This is a genomic window from Curtobacterium flaccumfaciens (assembly GCF_018598405.1).
Lineage (GTDB): Bacteria > Actinomycetota > Actinomycetes > Actinomycetales > Microbacteriaceae > Curtobacterium > Curtobacterium aurantiacum.
Window position 1 is genome coordinate 22,849 of record NZ_JAHEWS010000030.1, and the last position, 16,534, is coordinate 39,382.

Genomic DNA, 16,534 nt, shown 5'->3' on the forward strand with positions numbered 1-16,534 from the left:
TCCGGCGTCACCGTCGGCCGGGTACGCTCGGGCCGGTGACTGACGGCCTCGAGCGAATGCCGCGCACCGCGCCGTCCAGGATCGGACCGGCCGTGCGCCGGCTCCTGCTGATCTCGCGACCGGTGCTGTGGATCAACACCATCGGCTCCGGGCTCGTTGCCGTGTGGCTCACCGGAGCGCTGTTCGACGTGCGGGCACTGCCGCTCATCCTGTGGCTCACCCTGCCGTTCAACCTGCTCATCTACGGCGTCAACGACATCTACGACCAGGACACCGACGCGGCCAACCCCCGCAAGGGATCGATCGAGGGTGCCAGGATCCGACAGTCCGAGGTGCGGCTCATCGCCTGGGCCGTCGCGGTCGTGAACGTCCCGTTCCTCGTCTACTTCTCCATCGCACTGCCGCCGCTCGCGAACGCGGTGATCCTGCTCTACGCGGGTGTCTTCGTCTTCTACTCCGCACCGCCGCTGCGCTTCAAGGCGCGGCCGTTCCTCGACTCGCTGAGCAACGCCGCGTACGCGCTGCCGCTGGTCATCGTCCCCGCGGCACTCTCGGTCACCCCGGTGTGGCCGGCCGCCCTCGGCCTGATGGCGTGGAGCGTTGCGAAGCACGCCTTCGACGCGGTGCAGGACATCGTGGAGGACCGCGATGCGGGCATCACCACCACCGCGGTCCGACTCGGCGCGCGCGGGACGGCATGGTGGAGCGGGTCCTGGTGGATCGTCTCCACGGCACTCTTCGCCGTGGTGAGCGTGCCCGTGGCCGCCGTCAACCTGCTCATCGCCGGCATCCTCGTGGTGTCCCTGCTGCGCGAGCCGACGCCGGAGACCGGTCACCGCCTCTACCGTCTGTCGGTCGCCTTCCCGTACATCGCGGGCTCGTTCGCCGGGGTGCTCCTCATGGTGTCGATCGTGCTGGGAGGCCGCTCGTGAGCCGCATCGTCGTGGTCGGGGGCGGGATCGGCGGACTGACCGCCGCCGCGCTGCTCGCACACGCTGGGCACCGGGTCACCCTGCTCGAATCCTCCGCCGAGCTCGGCGGCAAGAGCCGGCGCATCCATCTGGGTGCGGACCGGATCGACACCGGCCCGTCGTTGATGACGTTCCCCGCCGTGTGGGACGAGTTGCTGCGGCGACTCGGCGACGGTGCGGGCGCGGGCGCACCCGAGCGCACTCGCGATGACGGTCACCTCGACCTGGTTCGGATGCCCGAGGTCGGTCGCTACTACCACGACGGCGAGGAGACCTCGCTGCCGGTGGCGCCCGACCACCCGTGGTACCCCGCCTGGCGCCGGTTCTCGGACCTGCACGCGCCCCTCGCCGATGACGTGACCGAGTTGCTGCTCGCCGACCCCCTCGACCGCGCGGCCCTCCCGGCGCTCCGTCGACTGCTGGCCGTCTACGGTTCGCGTCTCACGACGCGCGCCTACCTGGACGGCCTGCCGTGGCTGCCGGACGGACTGCGCGAGATCATCGCGATCCACACCCTCAACGCGGGCGTCTCGCCTGCACGCACCCCCGCCCTCTACGCGAGCATGCCGGCGATCATGGCGGAGACCGGCGCCTGGGTGCCGCGCGGCGGGATCTACGAGATCGTGCTCGCGCTGGGCCGGCTGGCCGAGGCCGCCGGAGCCGAGGTGCGCACCGGCGAGACCGTCACCCGCATCGAGCGCGGGTGGGTCACCACCGATGCCAGCCGGTACCCGGCCGACCTCGTCGTCAGCGCCGTGGACGCCGACCGGCTCACCACGCTGACGGGTCCGTCGCGGATCCCACCGCTCCCCCGCCTGCGCCCCCGCACCCTCTCCTGCTCGGCCGTCGCGCTGTACGGCGTCCTCCGCCAGGAGCTGCCGGCGGACCTCGCGGCGCACAGCGTGGTGCTCCCGACGAAGCCCGCCGCACTGCACCGGAGCCTCGAGGCCGGCGACGAGCCGGCCGACACCATGGTGTTCGTCAACCAGTACCGCGCGGGCGAGGTGTACCCGAACCCGCGCAGCACCGTCGGGATCCTGCTCACCGCTCCGGCCGACGGCGGTCACTACACGGCGGAGCACCCCTTCGTGCAGCGCGAGGTCGACCGTGTCTCCCGCGCGATGGGACTCGACGGGCCCCTCACCGACCTGCTCGACGAGCAGGTCGTGCTCGATCCGCAGTACTACGGCGAGGGCGGCGAACCACACGGTGCGCTCTACGGAGCGGCACGTCCGCCGTGGCTGAGCGGGCCGTTCCACCGCCCCTCGTACAACGACCGCTGGCGGCCCTGGCTGTGGCGGGTCGGCGCGTCGGTGCACCCCGGCGGCGGCGTCCCGGCGGTGGTGGGTGGCGCGATGATCGCGGTGAACCGGCTGCTCAAGTCGACACCGGCCTGACACGAACCAGCGACCCGCGCGACACGGCCCGACACGAACCAGCGACCCGCGCGACACGGCCCGACACGAACCAGCGACCCGCGCGAGACCGGCCGGCCGCTACACGAACGCGGCCTGCCCGGTGATCGCCCGCCCGACGATCAGGGTGTTGACCTCGCGCGTGCCCTCGTACGAGTAGATCGCCTCGGCATCGGCGAAGAACCGTGCGACGCCCTTGTCGAGCACGATGCCGTTGCCACCCTGCACCTCGCGGCACCAGGCGACGGTCTCACGCATCTTCGCGGTGGCGAACGCCTTGGCCATCGCCGAGTGCTCGTCGCCCCCGACCCCGGCGTCCTGCATGGCCGAGGCCTGCGTGCAGAGCGCGATCGAGGCCGTGATGTTCGACAGCGACTTGACGAGCAGGTCCTGCACGAGCTGGTGCGCCGCGATCGGCTTGCCGAACTGGATCCGCTCGCGGGCGTAGGCCAGGGCGGCCTCGTACGCACCGACCGCGATGCCGACGGCCTGCCAGGCCACCTCGGTGCGGGTCAGGCGGAGCACCTCGGCCGTCGAGCGGAACGACGTCGCGTTCTGCAGCCGACGCGACTCGGGCACCCGGACGTCCTGCATGACGATATCGGCGTTCTGCACGCCGCGCAGCGCGATCTTGTCCTCGATCTTGGTCGCGGTGAAGCCCGCGGTGTCGGTGGTCACGAGGAAGCCCTTGACCTGGCCGTCCTCGACGTCCTTCGCCCAGATCACGACGACGTCGGCGAAGGTGGCGTTGCCGATCCAGCGCTTCTCGCCGTCGAGCACCCACTCGTCACCCTCGCGTCGGGCGGTGGTGCGCAGGCCCTTTGCGGAGTCGCTGCCGGAGTACGGCTCGGTGAGCCCGAACGCCCCGACGATCTCGCCGGCGGCCATCCGCGGCAGCCACTCACGCTGCTGCTCGTCACTGCCGGCGACCGCGATCGAGTTCATCGCCAGGCCGGACTGCACGCCGATGAAGGTGGCGACGCTCGCGTCGACGCGACCGAGTTCGAGGGCCGCCCAGCCGCGGTACACGGCCGAGTTCTCGAACTGGCGCACGAGCGGGACGCCCGGCCCGTACATGCCGAGCTCGGCGAGCGGCGCGATCACCTGCATCGGGAACTCGGCACGCGCCCAGTACTCGTCGGCGATGGGTCGGACCTCCTGCTCGAGGTACTGCCGGAGCTGCCCGAGCGACCCGCGCTCCTGCTCGGTGAGCTGCTGCTGGAAGCCGTAGAAGTCCGATTCGAGCAGGGGCGTCGCGGGCATCGTCGTTGACATGGGAACCACGATGCATCATTCTCGAAAACGTTGCAAGGGAGGACCGCGTGTACACATCAGACTCTGCGCTGCGCGCCTTCCGGGAGGCCCGCCACACCTTCATCGCCGGCTCGCGGATCGACATGGGGGCGTTGGCTGCCTCGCTCGGCGTGGACCGCACGTCGCTGTTCCGGTGGGTCGGCAACCGTGACCGGTTGCTGTCCGAGATCCTGTGGTCCCTCGCAGTCCCGACACTCGACGGGGCCACCCACGTCGCCGACGAGATCGGGGCGACCGGAGCAGCCCGGCTCGTCGTCGTGCTCGACCGGTTCACCGCGGACCTCATCGAGGCCCCGTACTTCCGGGCGTTCCTGACCCGCGAACCCGCTCGGGCGATGCGCCTGCTCACCACCTCGGAGAGCGACGTGCAGAGCCGGTTCGTGGCCCGGGTCACCGCACTCATCGAGCAGCAGGCGTCGTCCGGTACGTTCGATCCGGCACCGTTGTCGGCTGAGGAGCTCGCACGGCTGCTCGTCCGGATCTCCGAGTCGTTCACCTACGCCGAGTTCATCTCCGGCGAGACCCCTGATCCCGATCGAGCCCGTGCGGCGTTCGAGTACGTCCTGCGGCCCGACGCGGTGCACGCCACACCCGCACCACCGATCGGAGACCGATGACCATCGACGAGTACCCGTTCCGCCGCACCTACCCCACCAGGTGGAACGACAACGACATGTTCGGGCACGTCAACAACACGATCTACTACTCGGCGATGGACAACGCGTCGACGTACTGGTTCCGCGAGGTCGCCGGGCTCGACCCGTTCTCGTCGGAGTGGATCGCCGTGCTGGTGTCGTCGAGCTGCCGGTTCGTCGAGTCCGCCGTCTGGCCGGACGTCATCGAGGTCGGGATGCGCTCGAAGCACCTCGGCACCACGAGCCTGTCGTGGGAGTTCGGCCTGTTCCGGCAGTCGGACGGCGCCCTGCTCGCCACGGGTGAGTTCGTGCACGTCATCATCGACCGCGAGGGCGCCCGCCGCCCGATCCCGCTGCCCGCCGAACTCCGCGAGCTCGTGACCGGCTCGATGGTCGCGCAGCAGCCCGCCGTCGCCGACTGACCAGGACCCTCCGCAGAACCGAAGTGCCCCCGAACCACGCGATCACGCGGTTCGGGGGCACTTCGGTTGTGCGAGCGGCGCCGGACCCGAACGCCAGCGCCGCGGTCCGGGTCAGATCAGGTCGTCCGTCAGGTGGTTCGGCGTGCCGAAGCGGTGCGCCGTGATCGACACCGCCTGCTCGCGGACGAACGGCAGGATCTCGAGCCGCCCGGCCTCGGTCACCGGGCCGCCGTAGACCGCGACGTCCGGACGACCACCGACGGCCGAGTACAGCGCCGAGGTGTCGCCGCCGATGAGCCGCACGCGGGTGGAGGGACCCGAGGCGACCGAGCTCGCGAAGGCCGCGTCGGACACCGTCTGCGACAGCGAGCGGACGATCGGCAGTGAACGGATCGCCGCGGCGACGGACGACGGCAGCGTCGCGGCCGTGGAGACGTCGATCGTCGTGCCGGCACGGAGCGCAGCGGCGACGACGCGGACGAGCTCGACCACCGAGGCGTCCGTGTCTGTGTCCGGGTCGGCAACCGCGGCCAGCCGCACCTGCACCGACGGGAACGGCAGGTACCGGGCGATGTTCCGCTCGGCGGAGAGTGCCGAGACGTCCGTCGCGGTGCCGAACAGCGTCGACCACGCCCGCTCGTCGGACGCCAGCGCACGGTCGAGCATCGGCGAAGCGACCTCGGCAGCCCGGGCGAACGCCGAGACCGGACCCGAAACGGCGACACCGGACGCGGCGACCGCCGGTGCAGGCGTCCACGACCCGAGCCCGAGCAGGTAGTTCAACCCGCCGGCCTTCGTGCCGGCGCCCACGGCCGACTTCTTCCACCCGCCGAACGGCTGGCGGCGGACGATGGCGCCCGTGATGCCGCGGTTGACGTAGAGGTTGCCCGCCTGGATCCGCGACAACCACGTGCCGATCTCGGCCGGGTCGAGCGAGTGCAGGCCCGAGGTCAGGCCGTAGTCGACCTCGTTGACGATGTCGATCGCCTCGTCGAGCGAGTCCGCGGTCATCATGCCGAGGATCGGGCCGAAGTACTCGGTGCGGTGGAACTCCGAGCCGCGGCGGACACCCTGTCGGACGCCCGGGCTCCAGAGCTTGCCGGTCTCGTCGAGCTGCTTCGGCTCGACCGCCCAGGACTCCCCCGCGCCGAGCTTCGTCAGGCCGTCGAGCAGCTTGCCCGACGCCGGCTCGATGACCGGGCCCATCTGGGTCGCCGCGTCGGTCGGGTAGCCCACCGTGAGCGAGGACACGGCGTCGAGCAGCTGGTTCCGGAACCGCTTCGACTTGGCGACCGAGCCGACCATGACGACGAGGGACGCGGCCGAGCACTTCTGCCCGGCGTGCCCGAAGGCCGATGCGACGACGTCCTTCACGGCGAGGTCGAGGTCGGACGACGGCGTGACGATGACGGCGTTCTTGCCCGAGGTCTCGGCGAGCAGCGGCAGGTCGGGGCGGAACGAACGGAACAGCTCGGCCGTCTCGTAGGCACCGGTGAGGATGACCTGGTCGACCATCGGCGAGGTGATGAGCTGCTGGCCGAGGTCGTTCTCCGACACCTGCAGGAACGCGAGCACGTCGGCCGGGGCGCCGTGGGCGTCGAGCGCGGTCTCGATGATCGAGGCGAGCACGGCACCGGAGCGCTCCGCGGGCGGCGCGGGCTTCAGCACGACGGCCGACCCGGCTGCCAGCGTGGCGAGGGTGGACCCAGCGGGGATCGCGACGGGGAAGTTCCACGGCGGCGCGACCAGCGTCAGCTCGGCCGGGGTGAACGTCGCTCCGTCGACCTCGTCGAGCGACGACGCCAGGGTGCCGTAGAAGTGCGCGAAGTCGATCGCCTCGGACACCTCGGGGTCGGCCTGGTCGATGGTCTTGCCGGTCTCCGACGCCATGACCTCGATGAGGGCGGCACGGTTCGCCTCGAGCGCGTCGCCGACGGCGTGCAGCACGGCACCACGCGCGCCACCGGACCAGGTCCCCCAGACCGCACCGGCGGCCTTGGCGCGGCCGAGCGCGGAGTCGAGCGCCGTGGCGGAGTCGACCCGGGCCTCCTGGACGGCACGGACGCCGAGCGTCGACGAGGCGACCCGTGCGGTGATGGCGTCGCCCCAGGCGCGGACGGCGCCGACCGAGGGGTCGCTGTCCGGGGTGTTCTCGAAGTGGCCGGGGCCGGGGCGGCCGACGGCGGCGTACCGGTCGGCGACGCGGTGCGACGCCGGGGCTTCGAGCCCTTCGGGGGTCGCGAGCGGCACCAGGGAGGCGCGGAAGCGTTCCTCTTCGCGGGCGAACAGCGGCGGCGAGGACACCAGCGAGAAGACCGCGGACATGAAGTTGTCCTGCGACGCGCCCTCCTCCAGACGACGGATCAGGTAGGCGATCGCGACGTCGAACTCGCCCGGGTGGACGACCGGCGTGTAGAGCAGGAGCGAACCGACGGTGTTCTTCACAGCCGACGCCTGCCCCTGCGCCATGCCGAGCAGCATCTCGAACTCGATGCCGTCCCGCACGCCGCGTTCGCCGGCGAGCAGCCAGGCGTGCGCGACGTCGAACAGGTTGTGCCCCGCGACGCCGACGCGGACGTTCGCGATGCGGTCCGGGGTGAGCGCCCAGTCGAGGACGCGCTTGTAGTTGGTGTCCGAGTCCTGCTTCGTGTGCCAGGTGGCGAGCGGCCAGCCGTGCACCGAGGCCTCGACCTGCTCCATCGGCAGGTTCGCGCCCTTGACCAGACGGACCTTGATGCCGGCACCGCCACGGGCACGGCGGGCGGCGGACCACTCCTGCAGCTCCTGCATCGCGGCGAGTGCGTCGGGCAGGTACGCCTGCAGCACGATGCCGGCTTCCAGGTCGAGGAACTCGGGCTCGTCGAGGAGCTTCGTGAAGACCGCGATGGTGAGGTCGAGGTCCTTGTACTCCTCCATGTCGAGGTTGATGAACTTGGCCGGGCTGGCGGCTGCGGCACGCTGGAAGAGCGGTCGGAGCTGTTCGACGATGTCGCCCACCGCGTGGTCGAACGCCCACGGCGAGTGCGGGTGCACGGTCGAGGACACCTTGATGGAGACGTAGTCGACGTCGTCGCGGGCCAGGAGCTTGTGCGTGCCCTCGAGTCGGCGGGCGGCTTCGCGCTCGCCCAGCACGGCCTCGCCGAGCAGGTTGACGTTGAGGCGGACGCCGTCGCGCTTGATGCCGGCGATGGCCGGGCCGAGCTTGGAGTCGGTCGCGTCGACGATGAGGTGGCCGACCATGTTGCGGAGCACCCGTCGGGCGATGGGGACGACGACGTTCGGCAGCATCGGGGCCATGCCACCGCCGAGCCGGACGAGTCCGCGGAGCGCGGCGGGCAGGAACCCGGGGGCGTCCGGGGCGATCTGGCGGAGCTTGCGGGCGGCGACCGCGAGGTCTTCCGGCCGCACGACGCCGTCGACGAACCCGACGGCGAAGTCGAGTCCGGCGGGGTCGGCGAGCACGCCGGCCAGCTGCTTCGCCGAGCCGTCGACCGGGTAGGACTCGGCCTCGGCGAGCCACTGGCGGACGAGCGCGACGGACTGGTCCGCCAGGGCGTCGTGGTCGATGGCGGAGTCCTCGTGCAGCGTCGTCATGGGTTCAGTGTGGAGGTCCGGGATGCGGTAGCGGAAGTGAGCGTTCCTGATGGATACCCTTCAGTTGCGCTACCGTTCCGGTCGTGACCCGGCTAGCGTCGGACCATGCTCGACGTCCGTCGTCTCGTGCTCCTCCGTGAGCTGTCCATCCGCGGCACGATCGCGGCCGTCGCCGAAGCGGTGAACTTCACCCCGTCGGCGGTCTCGCAGCAGCTGAGTGCCCTGGAGCGGGAGGCCGGCGTGCAGCTCCTCCGCAAGGCCGGGCGACGGCTGCAGCTCACCCCGCAGGCCGAGGTGCTGGTCGCTGCGGCGGGCCAGGTGCTCGACGTCCTCGAGCACGCGCAGTCACAGGTCGAGGACACCCTGTCGTCCGTGCAGGGTCGCGTGCGGGTCGCAGTGTTCCAGTCGGCGGCACTCGCGCTGATGCCGAGCGCCCTGCACGAGATGGCCACGGAGCACCCGGACGTCCGGGTCGAGATGGTCCAGCGCGAACCGGAGACCGCGCTGAACGAGACGTGGGCGCGCGACTTCGACATGGTCATCGCCGAGCAGTACCCGGCCCACGCCGCTCCGCACCTGCCGGGGCTCGACCGCTCCGACCTGACGACCGACGCCGTCCGGCTCGCCCTGCCCCCGCTCGACACGGCCCTGCTGCCGGTGTCGTCGCTCGAGGACGCCCGCACCATGCCCTGGGTGATGGAACCCCGCGGCACCGCGTCGCGGCACTTCGCCGAGCAGGTCTGCCGGCGCTGGGGCTTCGAGCCCGACGTCCGGTACGAGACCGCCGACCTGCAGACGCAGATCCGCCTGGTCGAGTCCGGCAACGCCGTCAGCCTGATGCCCGACCTGATGTGGACCGGCCGGACGACGACCTGTCGGCTGCTCGAGCTGCCGGAGGGTCCCCGACGCACGATCTTCACCGTGGTGCGGTCCGCGGGGTCGTCGTCCCCGGCGGTCCGCGCACTCCGCGACGCGCTCGAGCGCGCCGCAGCCGCGGTCGGCGACTGATCCGCCCTCGCGATGCCCGGTGCGGTGGCACCGGGTCGCCTGGGCGTCCGCACGCTCGGCCGCGCCTGAAACGCGACACCGGACGGACGGGAGGCGCGGTGCGGGCCCGCACCGTGCCTCCCGTCCGTCACAGCGCGCCACATGGCGGGCCGCGGCCTGCGGGGGTCAGGCGGTTTCCCGCATGCACCCCCAACCCGGGTCACATTCCGATCAATCGGCCCGGATCGGCAACGTCATCCCGCTACGATCCGAGAACGCCGACATTCTCGGCAAATTCACATGATCCGGGCGTGCAGCCCGGACCGAATCCCTGGGGGAACCCGTGCATCGCAGCACCTCCACCGTTCGACGCGCCTGCGCCGTCGGCACCACCGTCGCCCTCGTCGGTCTGACCACCGGCCTCGGCATCATGACCGCGACGGCCGCCAACGCCGAGACGCTCGACACGACGCAGCCGATCACGGCCGAGTCGCCGGCCCCGGTCGACGGCAACGAGACGCCCACGCCGACGGACCCGCCCGCCGAGAGCACGCCCGAGACCCCGGCTCCGGCCGAGGAGACCCCGGCGGCACCGACCCCGGAGGCCACCGACGAGCCCGTCGCTCCGGAGACCACCGCGCCGGCCGCCACCGAGGCCCCGAAGCCGACCGAGACCCCGAAGCCGGACGTCTCCACGAAGGCCGCCGACGCCACCGTCACCATCGAGGGCACGGCGAAGGTCGGCACCCGACTCGTCGCCGTCGTCACCGGCTTCGACGACGAGGCGGGGTACAAGTACTCCTGGACCGACCAGGACGGCAACGTCCTGTCGAAGGGCGCGAGCTACGTCGTCGACCCCACCGACGTGCGCAAGACCATCGCGGTCGCCGTGACCGGCACGCTGCCCGGCGCGACCGAGACGTCGACCGTCACCTCTGCCGCGACCGCGGCCGTGTCGCAGACCCCGGTGTTCCTCGGTGAGGACGGCCAGCCCACGAAGGCCGGCGCCACGCAGGACAGCCCGCTCGAGCTGAACACCGCCGCTGGCGACGCCTTCTCGCACACCTTCCGTGCGCAGGGCTTCCCGGAGCCGACGTACAGCCTGTCCTGGTTCTACGACGAGGACGCCGACTACGCGGAGGAGTTCCCGGAAGACCAGACGGCCCCCGAGGACCAGCTCCCCTACGACCTGACCTTCGACGCCTCGACCGGTGAGCTCAGTGGCACCGCGACCCTGGCGCTGGACTACGAGTTCGCCGTCACCGCGACGAGCGGCACCGAGTCGGTCACGCAGTACGTCTCGATGACCGTCGAGGCCGCGGACCCGATCGGTGTCCTGGTCTACACGACCGATCGCGCCGGCCTGTTCGACGAGGGCGACGAAAGCGACGAGGACCGCACCTCCTGGATCATCGAGCCCGACGGCAGCATCTACACCCTCGGCGAGGACGACTTCCAGATCGGCGGCCGTCCGACCATCAAGCAGGGAGGGACGCTCATCATCCAGGGCGGCCTCGTGGACCGCTTCGGCAACCCGATGGGCGGCTTCGACAACGAGACGCCCGAGCTGCCGACCGTGACGTCCGACGTCGCCAGCGACGTGATCGCACCCGACCCCGAGCTCGGTGACTTCGGCCTCGTCGGCGTCACGTTCCCACACGCCTCCATCCACAACCTGACCGTCGCAGCGGGCGAGTTCGCCACGTCGTTCGCCGTGGACGTCCAGCCGACCGCGGTCGCCGGCATCGCTGACCCGACCCCGGTCGCGCCGGCAGCGGCCCCGGTCGCCCCGGTCAACACCGGCGGTCAGCTCGCCTACACCGGCTCGGACTCCACCGACGCACTGCCGTGGGCCCTCGGCCTGCTCGTCGCCGGTGCCGGCCTGATCGGTGCCCGCTTCGCGCGCCGTCGTCGCGCGCAGCGCTGACCCCCTGAAGACGTCTCCCGTTCGTCGCGTACCCGCGCGGCGGACGGGAGGCCCGTGACGGCCCCGCCTGCTCCCTCACCGGAGCAGGCGGGGCCGTTCCGCATCCGCGCCCGGCCGGGTCCGCGCCGGTAGCGTTGGCGACATGCCCACGCTGCTGCACATCGACTCCTCGGCCGACCTGTCCTACTCCCGCTCGCGCGCACTGACCGCGGCCTTCGCCGACGCCTGGCGAGCCCGCGGCCCGGAGTACACGGTCGTCCGACGGGACCTGCACGTCGACCAGCTCCCCCACCTGGAGAGCTCGGCGCTGCACTGGGCAGCCGCCGACCGCACCGCTGAGGAGACCGTCACGCCCGAGGCCGAGGCCCTGCGTCAAGAGGTCATCGACGAGCTCCTGGCCGCCGACGTCGTCGTGGTGGGTGCGCCGCTGTACAACTACACGATGCCGTCGACCCTGAAGGCCTGGATCGACCGCATCCACGTGCCCGGCATCCTGACCGGCGGCGTGCAGCCCCTGGCCGGACGCCCCGTCGTCACCGTGGTGAGCCGCGGCGCGACCTACGACGCCGGCACTCCGACCGAGGGCTGGGACCACGGCTCCCCCGTCCTGCACATCGTGCTCGGCACCGCGCTCGGCATGAAGCTGTACCCGATCACCGTCAGCGCGACCCTGGCCGACCGGCTGCCGGACCTCGCACCGCTGGCCGACCACGCCGCCGCGGAGTTCGCGGACGCGAAGACGACCATCGAGCGCCTGGCGACGACGCTCGGCTGACCCGCGCGGCCGCGGCGCTCGTCAGGCGGGCCGCACCTCGTCGGCCCGCCCGAGCAGGTCCGCGTGGAAGGCCGTCTGCGTCAGCGCGCTCGCGAGCAGGAACCCGGTCATCGACTCGATCCCACCGCTGAACGGCACCCGGGCCGCGACCTCGAACAGCGTCGGGCGGTCGAGCGCATCGAGGGCCGCAGCGACGTGGCGTGAGCGTTCCTCCCGGTGCCGGGCCAGGGTCTGCGCGCGGGTCACGACATCGCGGAACCGGTACTCGTGCCCCGGGCAGACCTCGAGGTCGGCGTACGGGTCGAGCCGGGCCAAGGACGCCAGGTAGTCCCCCAGCGGGTTCGTGTCGGTCCGGCCACCGAGCCCGATGCCGGAGTTGATCCGCGGCAACACGTGGTCGCCGGAGAACAGCAGCCCGTCGGCCTCGTCGAGGAAGCACACGTGACCGGCCGTGTGCCCCGGAGTCCACAGCGTGCGGATCGTCCGACCGGGGATCGGCAGCAGGTCGCCGTCCTCGAGCAGCACGTCGGCGTACGGCGCCTCGATCCGGCCCATCCCGATCCGGCGACCGCTGCCCCACGCCTCGACGACCCCGGCGCGCAGGTGTTCCGGCAGCCCCCACGTCGCGATGTCGGCGTCGTTCCGCTCGGCGTCGGTACGCTCCCGTTCGAGCGCACGGACCTCGAGGCCGTGCATCGCCACCCGTGCTCCCGTTGCCCGGCGGATCGCGGCCGCGGCGCCCAGGTGGTCGGCGTGCAGGTGTGTGACGGCCACGAGCGACACGTCATCCAGGGACCGTCCGATCGCGGCGAGCCCGTCCCGCAGCTCCGCGAGTCCGCCGTCGGCCGACCACCCGGGGTCGATCACCGCGAGCGAGCCGTCGGACCCCTCGACGACGTACACGAGGGTGGCGTCGGGCACCCCGAAGCGGAACGGCACCGCGAGGGTCCAGATGCCCGGCCGGACCTGCTCGACGGGCGGCAGCACGCCGTCGCGGAGCGCGGCGGCCTGCACGGGGCTGATCGGTTCCGGGGCCGGCGCTGCCGGAGGGGGCACGGTCGTCACGCCGGCCACCCTACCGACGCTGCGGTTTTGACAGCAGAAGTAGCAGTGTGAAATGCATTGTTTTTACGGTGTCATTCCAGTAGCTTCACTTCGTGGTCATCGACGATCACCAACGAGAGGAATCCATGCGCAGGTTCACAGTCCCAATGGGAAGGCACGCCCATCCGGGCGGTGACCAAGTGAAACGTGCAGGCGTTCCCGCTCTCGCGGTGGCCCTCGCGCTCGGGATCACCTCGTGCACACCGTCGACGAACGGACCGCTGCGCTTCACCGACAGCGGCACTGTCTGGTGCCAGAGCGCCCGCCTCGATGGTTCGATCGGCATCCCAATCGACAGGGAGAACGGTCCGTCCGTCGTGGTCACCGGCATCAGAACGCCGGAGCAGACCGGCGTGACGACGCACGAAGTCCTGTTGGTTCCGGTCTCCCCGTACAGCAGGACCGGATCGGTGTCGTGGCCGTTGGCGGAGGAATGGGGCGATCCGAGGTCCGCGATCGGTCGATCCGTTCCCGCAGGTGAGCACTTCGACCTCGCCATCCACCTGTCACGCGACAAGGGAACATCAGGTACGACAGGACCCATCTTCATCGACTACCAAGCCGAAGGCCGCTCGTACACCGCCAACACGCACACGCAGGTGGAGATGGAGCCGGACTGCCGACACTGAACACGCTTGCGGTGCATGGTGAGCAGAAATGGTCGGGTGCGGGCACTGGGGCCGACCATTTCTGCTCACCGAGCACACGCACCGGGCGCAGCACGGGCCTCCAGGCAGTCAGCGCAGGCTGCGCGCACCGCGCCGACAGCCCCACCGACGCGCGCGAGTAGACAGGACGCATGGAGATCGCACCGATGCTCGCCAAGGCCGTCGCCACCGTCCCCGACCCGGACAGCACGAAGGGCGGGCTGCGGTACGAACCGAAGTGGGACGGTTTCCGGGGCATCGTGACCATCGACGGGGACGACGTCGAGATCGGCAGCCGCGGCGCCAAGCCGCTCACCCGGTACTTCCCCGAGCTCGTCGAGGCGTTCCGCGCGCAGTTCGGCGGCCTCGACCACCCGGTCGTCCTGGACGGCGAGGTGATCCTGCGCTCCGGCGAGCCCGGTGCCGAGCGCCTCGACTGGGAGGCGCTGTCGCAGCGCATCCACCCGGCGGCCTCGCGGATCGCCAAGCTCAGCGTCGAGACCCCGGCGCAGTTCGTGGCCTTCGACCTACTGGCCGTCGACGGGGAGGAACTCCTCGACCTGCCCTTCGACGAGCGCCGCGAGCGCCTGGAGCAGCTCGGCGACGCCATGACGGACCCGCTCTTCGTCACCCGCACCACCCTCGACGTCGAGCAGGCGCGCGAGTGGCTCACCACCTTCGAGGGCGCCGGGCTCGACGGCGTCGTCGCGAAGCCCCGCGCACGGCCCTACGAACCGAACAAGCGCTCGATGCTCAAGATCAAGCACCACCGCACCGCCGACGTCGTCGCCATCGGCTACCGCGTGCACAAGAGCGGCTCCGGCGTCGGGTCGCTGCTGGTCGGCCTGTACGACGCGGACGGCGAGCTCCGCCAGGTCGGCGGCGTCTCCGCCTTCTCCGACAAGCGCCGGGCCGCGTTGATCGACGAACTCGAGCCCGTCGTGCTCCGCGATGCGGACGGGAGGCCCGTCACCGGAGACGGGGAACGGTCGCGGTTCTCGTCGGGTCGCGACACGTCGTTCGTCCGGCTGGCGCCGGAGTTGGTGCTGGAGGTCCGGTACGACCAGATGGAGGGCGACCGGTTCCGGCACACCGTGCAGTTCGAGCGGTGGCGGCCCGACCGCGAGGCGACGTCGTGCGGGTTCGAGCAGCTCGAGGTGCCGAGCGCCTACGACCTGAACGACGTGCTGTCCTGACGACGGAACGCACTGCGGTGTCCGTTTGTCGCTGTTCTGTCACATTGGGGGAAAAGTAGTTAGCCGAACTAGTGAAGCCGTGCCAGGATGATCTCAGCAGCACGAGGTATCCAGCCCGGATGCCCGGATCGAAAGCGGTCGACATGAGCACCAGCACGCTTGTCCGCCACCCTCGGCGGAGCCCCTTCACAGAAGTCCGAGAGGCACGGCGCCAGCGCGTCCTGCAGCTCAGCGCGGTCGTCAGCGCCATCGCCGGCGTGACCGCCACGGCACTCGCGCTCGTCACGATCGGGCTCGGCGCGTGATCGTCGACGGCATCACCGACGTGCACCGTGGCACGTGGTCGCGGCTGACCCGCCTGCACACCGCCAGCATCGGCGTACCGACGCACACCACGCGCGTCGAGGACCCGGATCGCCAGCGGGACGTCTCCTCCGCCGCCTGAGGCTCGGCGGCTCGGCGGCTCAGCGCTCGGCCTCAGCTCGGCTTCTTCGCGCGTGAGGGCTGCACGCGCGGCGGCTCCCCCGGCATCTTCGGGAAGTCCGGCGGGAACGGCAGTTCACCCTCTCCGTTCGCCAGGTCGCGCTCCCACCACTCGAGCAGCGGTGCGATGCTGCCCGGCTGCTCCCCCATCGACTCCCACGGGTCGCCGGTGGTCCGCAGCCGGTCCGGCACCGTGCGGATCGTGAAGGCCGTCGGGTCCGCGGTGCGCAGTTCGTCCCACGTGATCGGCGTCGACACCGAGGCGTGTGCCAGGGCCCGGGGGCTGTAGGCGCCGGCCATCGTGCGGTCGCGGTTCGCCTGGTTGAAGTCGACGAAGATCCGCTGCCCCCGCTCCTCCTTCCACCACGCCGTCGTGACCCGGTCGGGCATGCGGCGTTCGAGCTCGCGGGCCGCGGCGATCACCGCGTGCCGCACCTCGAGGAACTCGTGCTCGGGGCGGATCGGCGCGAACACGTGCAGGCCGCGGTTGCCGCTCGTCTTGATCCAGGTGGTCAGGCCGACCTCGTCGAGGACCTTCCGGAGTTCCTCGGCCACCGGCACCGTGTCGCCGAAGTCGGTGCCGGGCTGCGGGTCGAGGTCGATGCGGAGCTGGTCCGGGTGGTCGCTGTCCTCGGCACGAGAGGCCCACGGATGGAAGACCACCGTGTTCATCTGTGCGGCCCACACCGCCACTGCCGGTTCGTCGATCACGAGCTGCGTGTGCGACCGGGCGCTCGGGTACGTCACCGTGACCGATCGGACGTAGTCGGGCGCCCCCTTCGGCGGGTTCTTCGAGAAGAACTGCTCGCCGTCGACACCGCCGGGGAACCGCTGCAGCGAGATCGGCCGGTCGCCGTTCGCCCGGACGAAGGCGCCGCCCACCGTGACCAGGTACTCGGCGAGGTCGAGCTTCGTGATGCCCGCCTCGGGCCAGAGCACCCGCGAGGGACTGCTGATCCGGACCTCGCGGTCACCGTCGGGCCCGGGCACCCGCACCGTCGTCGCTTCGCTCGCCATGCAGCGGAACCTACACGCGTCCGTGCCGCCCGCCCGCAGCCCGACCC

At 71.3% G+C, this 16,534-nt stretch carries 15 protein-coding genes; 11 read left to right on the forward strand and 4 right to left on the reverse strand.

Translation table 11 applies throughout. The annotated features are described in order from the left end of the window. Positions 1-35 precede the first annotated feature (35 nt). Together KK097_RS15790 and KK097_RS15795 are read left to right on the forward strand one after the other, a co-directional pair. On the forward strand, positions 36-932 hold the full coding sequence (locus KK097_RS15790; protein WP_307858421.1) for a UbiA family prenyltransferase: 897 nt from the start codon (positions 36-38) through the stop codon (positions 930-932). Then, a complete protein-coding gene (locus KK097_RS15795; RefSeq protein ID WP_214545391.1) occupies positions 929-2,368 on the forward strand; it encodes a phytoene desaturase family protein in 1,440 nt (479 codons plus the stop codon). The genes KK097_RS15790 and KK097_RS15795 overlap by 4 nt, the downstream gene beginning before the upstream one ends. A 99-nt stretch (positions 2,369-2,467) precedes the next feature. On the opposite strand, the gene KK097_RS15800 is transcribed toward KK097_RS15795, so the two are convergent. After that, positions 2,468-3,649, reverse strand: coding sequence for an acyl-CoA dehydrogenase family protein (locus tag KK097_RS15800; RefSeq protein ID WP_214545400.1), 1,182 nt, complete (start codon positions 3,647-3,649; stop codon positions 2,468-2,470). A gap of 59 nt (positions 3,650-3,708) precedes the next feature. Between KK097_RS15800 and KK097_RS15805 the strand changes: the two genes are divergently transcribed. Together KK097_RS15805 and KK097_RS15810 are read left to right on the forward strand one after the other, a co-directional pair. Further along, positions 3,709-4,317, forward strand: a complete 609-nt coding sequence (locus tag KK097_RS15805; RefSeq protein WP_214530192.1) for a QsdR family transcriptional regulator — start codon at positions 3,709-3,711, stop codon at positions 4,315-4,317. Next, on the forward strand, positions 4,314-4,757 hold the full coding sequence (locus KK097_RS15810) for an acyl-CoA thioesterase (protein WP_027465203.1): 444 nt from the start codon (positions 4,314-4,316) through the stop codon (positions 4,755-4,757). The genes KK097_RS15805 and KK097_RS15810 overlap by 4 nt, the downstream gene beginning before the upstream one ends. A 111-nt stretch (positions 4,758-4,868) precedes the next feature. Here KK097_RS15810 and KK097_RS15815 read toward each other — a convergent pair whose 3' ends face one another. Further along, entirely contained in the window at positions 4,869-8,351 is a 3,483-nt protein-coding gene (locus KK097_RS15815) for a proline dehydrogenase family protein (RefSeq protein ID WP_214545392.1), read from the reverse strand. Between the two features lie 105 nt (positions 8,352-8,456). Between KK097_RS15815 and KK097_RS15820 the strand changes: the two genes are divergently transcribed. The 3 genes from KK097_RS15820 (at position 8,457) to KK097_RS15830 (ending at position 12,040) form a co-directional block, all read left to right on the forward strand. After that, on the forward strand, positions 8,457-9,359 hold the full coding sequence (locus tag KK097_RS15820) for a LysR substrate-binding domain-containing protein (protein WP_214545393.1): 903 nt from the start codon (positions 8,457-8,459) through the stop codon (positions 9,357-9,359). 322 nt (positions 9,360-9,681) lie between these two features. Next, positions 9,682-11,265 (forward strand): putative Ig domain-containing protein, encoded by a 1,584-nt coding sequence (locus KK097_RS15825; protein ID WP_214545394.1) that lies wholly within the window; start codon positions 9,682-9,684, stop codon positions 11,263-11,265. A 142-nt stretch (positions 11,266-11,407) separates the two neighbouring features. Beyond that, positions 11,408-12,040 carry an FMN-dependent NADH-azoreductase gene (locus KK097_RS15830; RefSeq protein ID WP_214545395.1) on the forward strand — a complete coding sequence of 211 codons (633 nt, stop codon included), beginning with the start codon at positions 11,408-11,410 and terminating at the stop codon, positions 12,038-12,040. A gap of 21 nt (positions 12,041-12,061) precedes the next feature. Here the strand turns inward: KK097_RS15830 and KK097_RS15835 are convergent, their stop codons facing one another. Continuing rightward, entirely contained in the window at positions 12,062-13,105 is a 1,044-nt protein-coding gene (locus KK097_RS15835) for an MBL fold metallo-hydrolase (protein WP_214545396.1), read from the reverse strand. 92 nt (positions 13,106-13,197) lie between these two features. Between KK097_RS15835 and KK097_RS15840 the strand changes: the two genes are divergently transcribed. The 4 genes from KK097_RS15840 (at position 13,198) to KK097_RS15855 (ending at position 15,432) form a co-directional block, all read left to right on the forward strand. Further along, positions 13,198-13,773: a hypothetical protein gene (locus KK097_RS15840; protein ID WP_214545397.1), complete on the forward strand. Its 576-nt coding sequence runs from the start codon at positions 13,198-13,200 to the stop codon at positions 13,771-13,773. Between the two features lie 170 nt (positions 13,774-13,943). Further along, on the forward strand, positions 13,944-14,987 hold the full coding sequence (locus KK097_RS15845; RefSeq protein ID WP_214530184.1) for an ATP-dependent DNA ligase: 1,044 nt from the start codon (positions 13,944-13,946) through the stop codon (positions 14,985-14,987). 143 nt (positions 14,988-15,130) lie between these two features. Then, complete coding sequence (locus KK097_RS15850; protein WP_214530183.1) at positions 15,131-15,292, forward strand: hypothetical protein; 162 nt, start codon at positions 15,131-15,133, stop codon at positions 15,290-15,292. Next, entirely contained in the window at positions 15,289-15,432 is a 144-nt protein-coding gene (locus tag KK097_RS15855) for a hypothetical protein (protein WP_214530182.1), read from the forward strand. Before KK097_RS15850 ends, KK097_RS15855 begins: the two co-directional genes overlap by 4 nt. 32 nt (positions 15,433-15,464) lie before the next feature. Here KK097_RS15855 and ligD read toward each other — a convergent pair whose 3' ends face one another. Beyond that, positions 15,465-16,487: a non-homologous end-joining DNA ligase gene (ligD, locus tag KK097_RS15860; RefSeq protein ID WP_214545398.1), complete on the reverse strand. Its 1,023-nt coding sequence runs from the start codon at positions 16,485-16,487 to the stop codon at positions 15,465-15,467. Positions 16,488-16,534: the final 47 nt, after the last annotated feature.

Bases quoted from the DNA above. Each gene is read 5' to 3' on its own strand.
- KK097_RS15830 (WP_214545395.1), top strand. From the start codon at position 11,408: ATGCCCACGCTGCTGCACATCGACTCCTCGGCCGACCTGTCCTACTCC.
- KK097_RS15810 (WP_027465203.1), top strand. From the start codon at position 4,314: ATGACCATCGACGAGTACCCGTTCCGCCGCACCTACCCCACCAGGTGG.
- ligD (WP_214545398.1), bottom strand. From the start codon at position 16,487: ATGGCGAGCGAAGCGACGACGGTGCGGGTGCCCGGGCCCGACGGTGAC.
- KK097_RS15815 (WP_214545392.1), bottom strand. From the start codon at position 8,351: ATGACGACGCTGCACGAGGACTCCGCCATCGACCACGACGCCCTGGCG.
- KK097_RS15850 (WP_214530183.1), top strand. From the start codon at position 15,131: ATGAGCACCAGCACGCTTGTCCGCCACCCTCGGCGGAGCCCCTTCACA.
- KK097_RS15800 (WP_214545400.1), bottom strand. From the start codon at position 3,649: ATGCCCGCGACGCCCCTGCTCGAATCGGACTTCTACGGCTTCCAGCAG.
- KK097_RS15820 (WP_214545393.1), top strand. From the start codon at position 8,457: ATGCTCGACGTCCGTCGTCTCGTGCTCCTCCGTGAGCTGTCCATCCGC.
- KK097_RS15845 (WP_214530184.1), top strand. From the start codon at position 13,944: ATGGAGATCGCACCGATGCTCGCCAAGGCCGTCGCCACCGTCCCCGAC.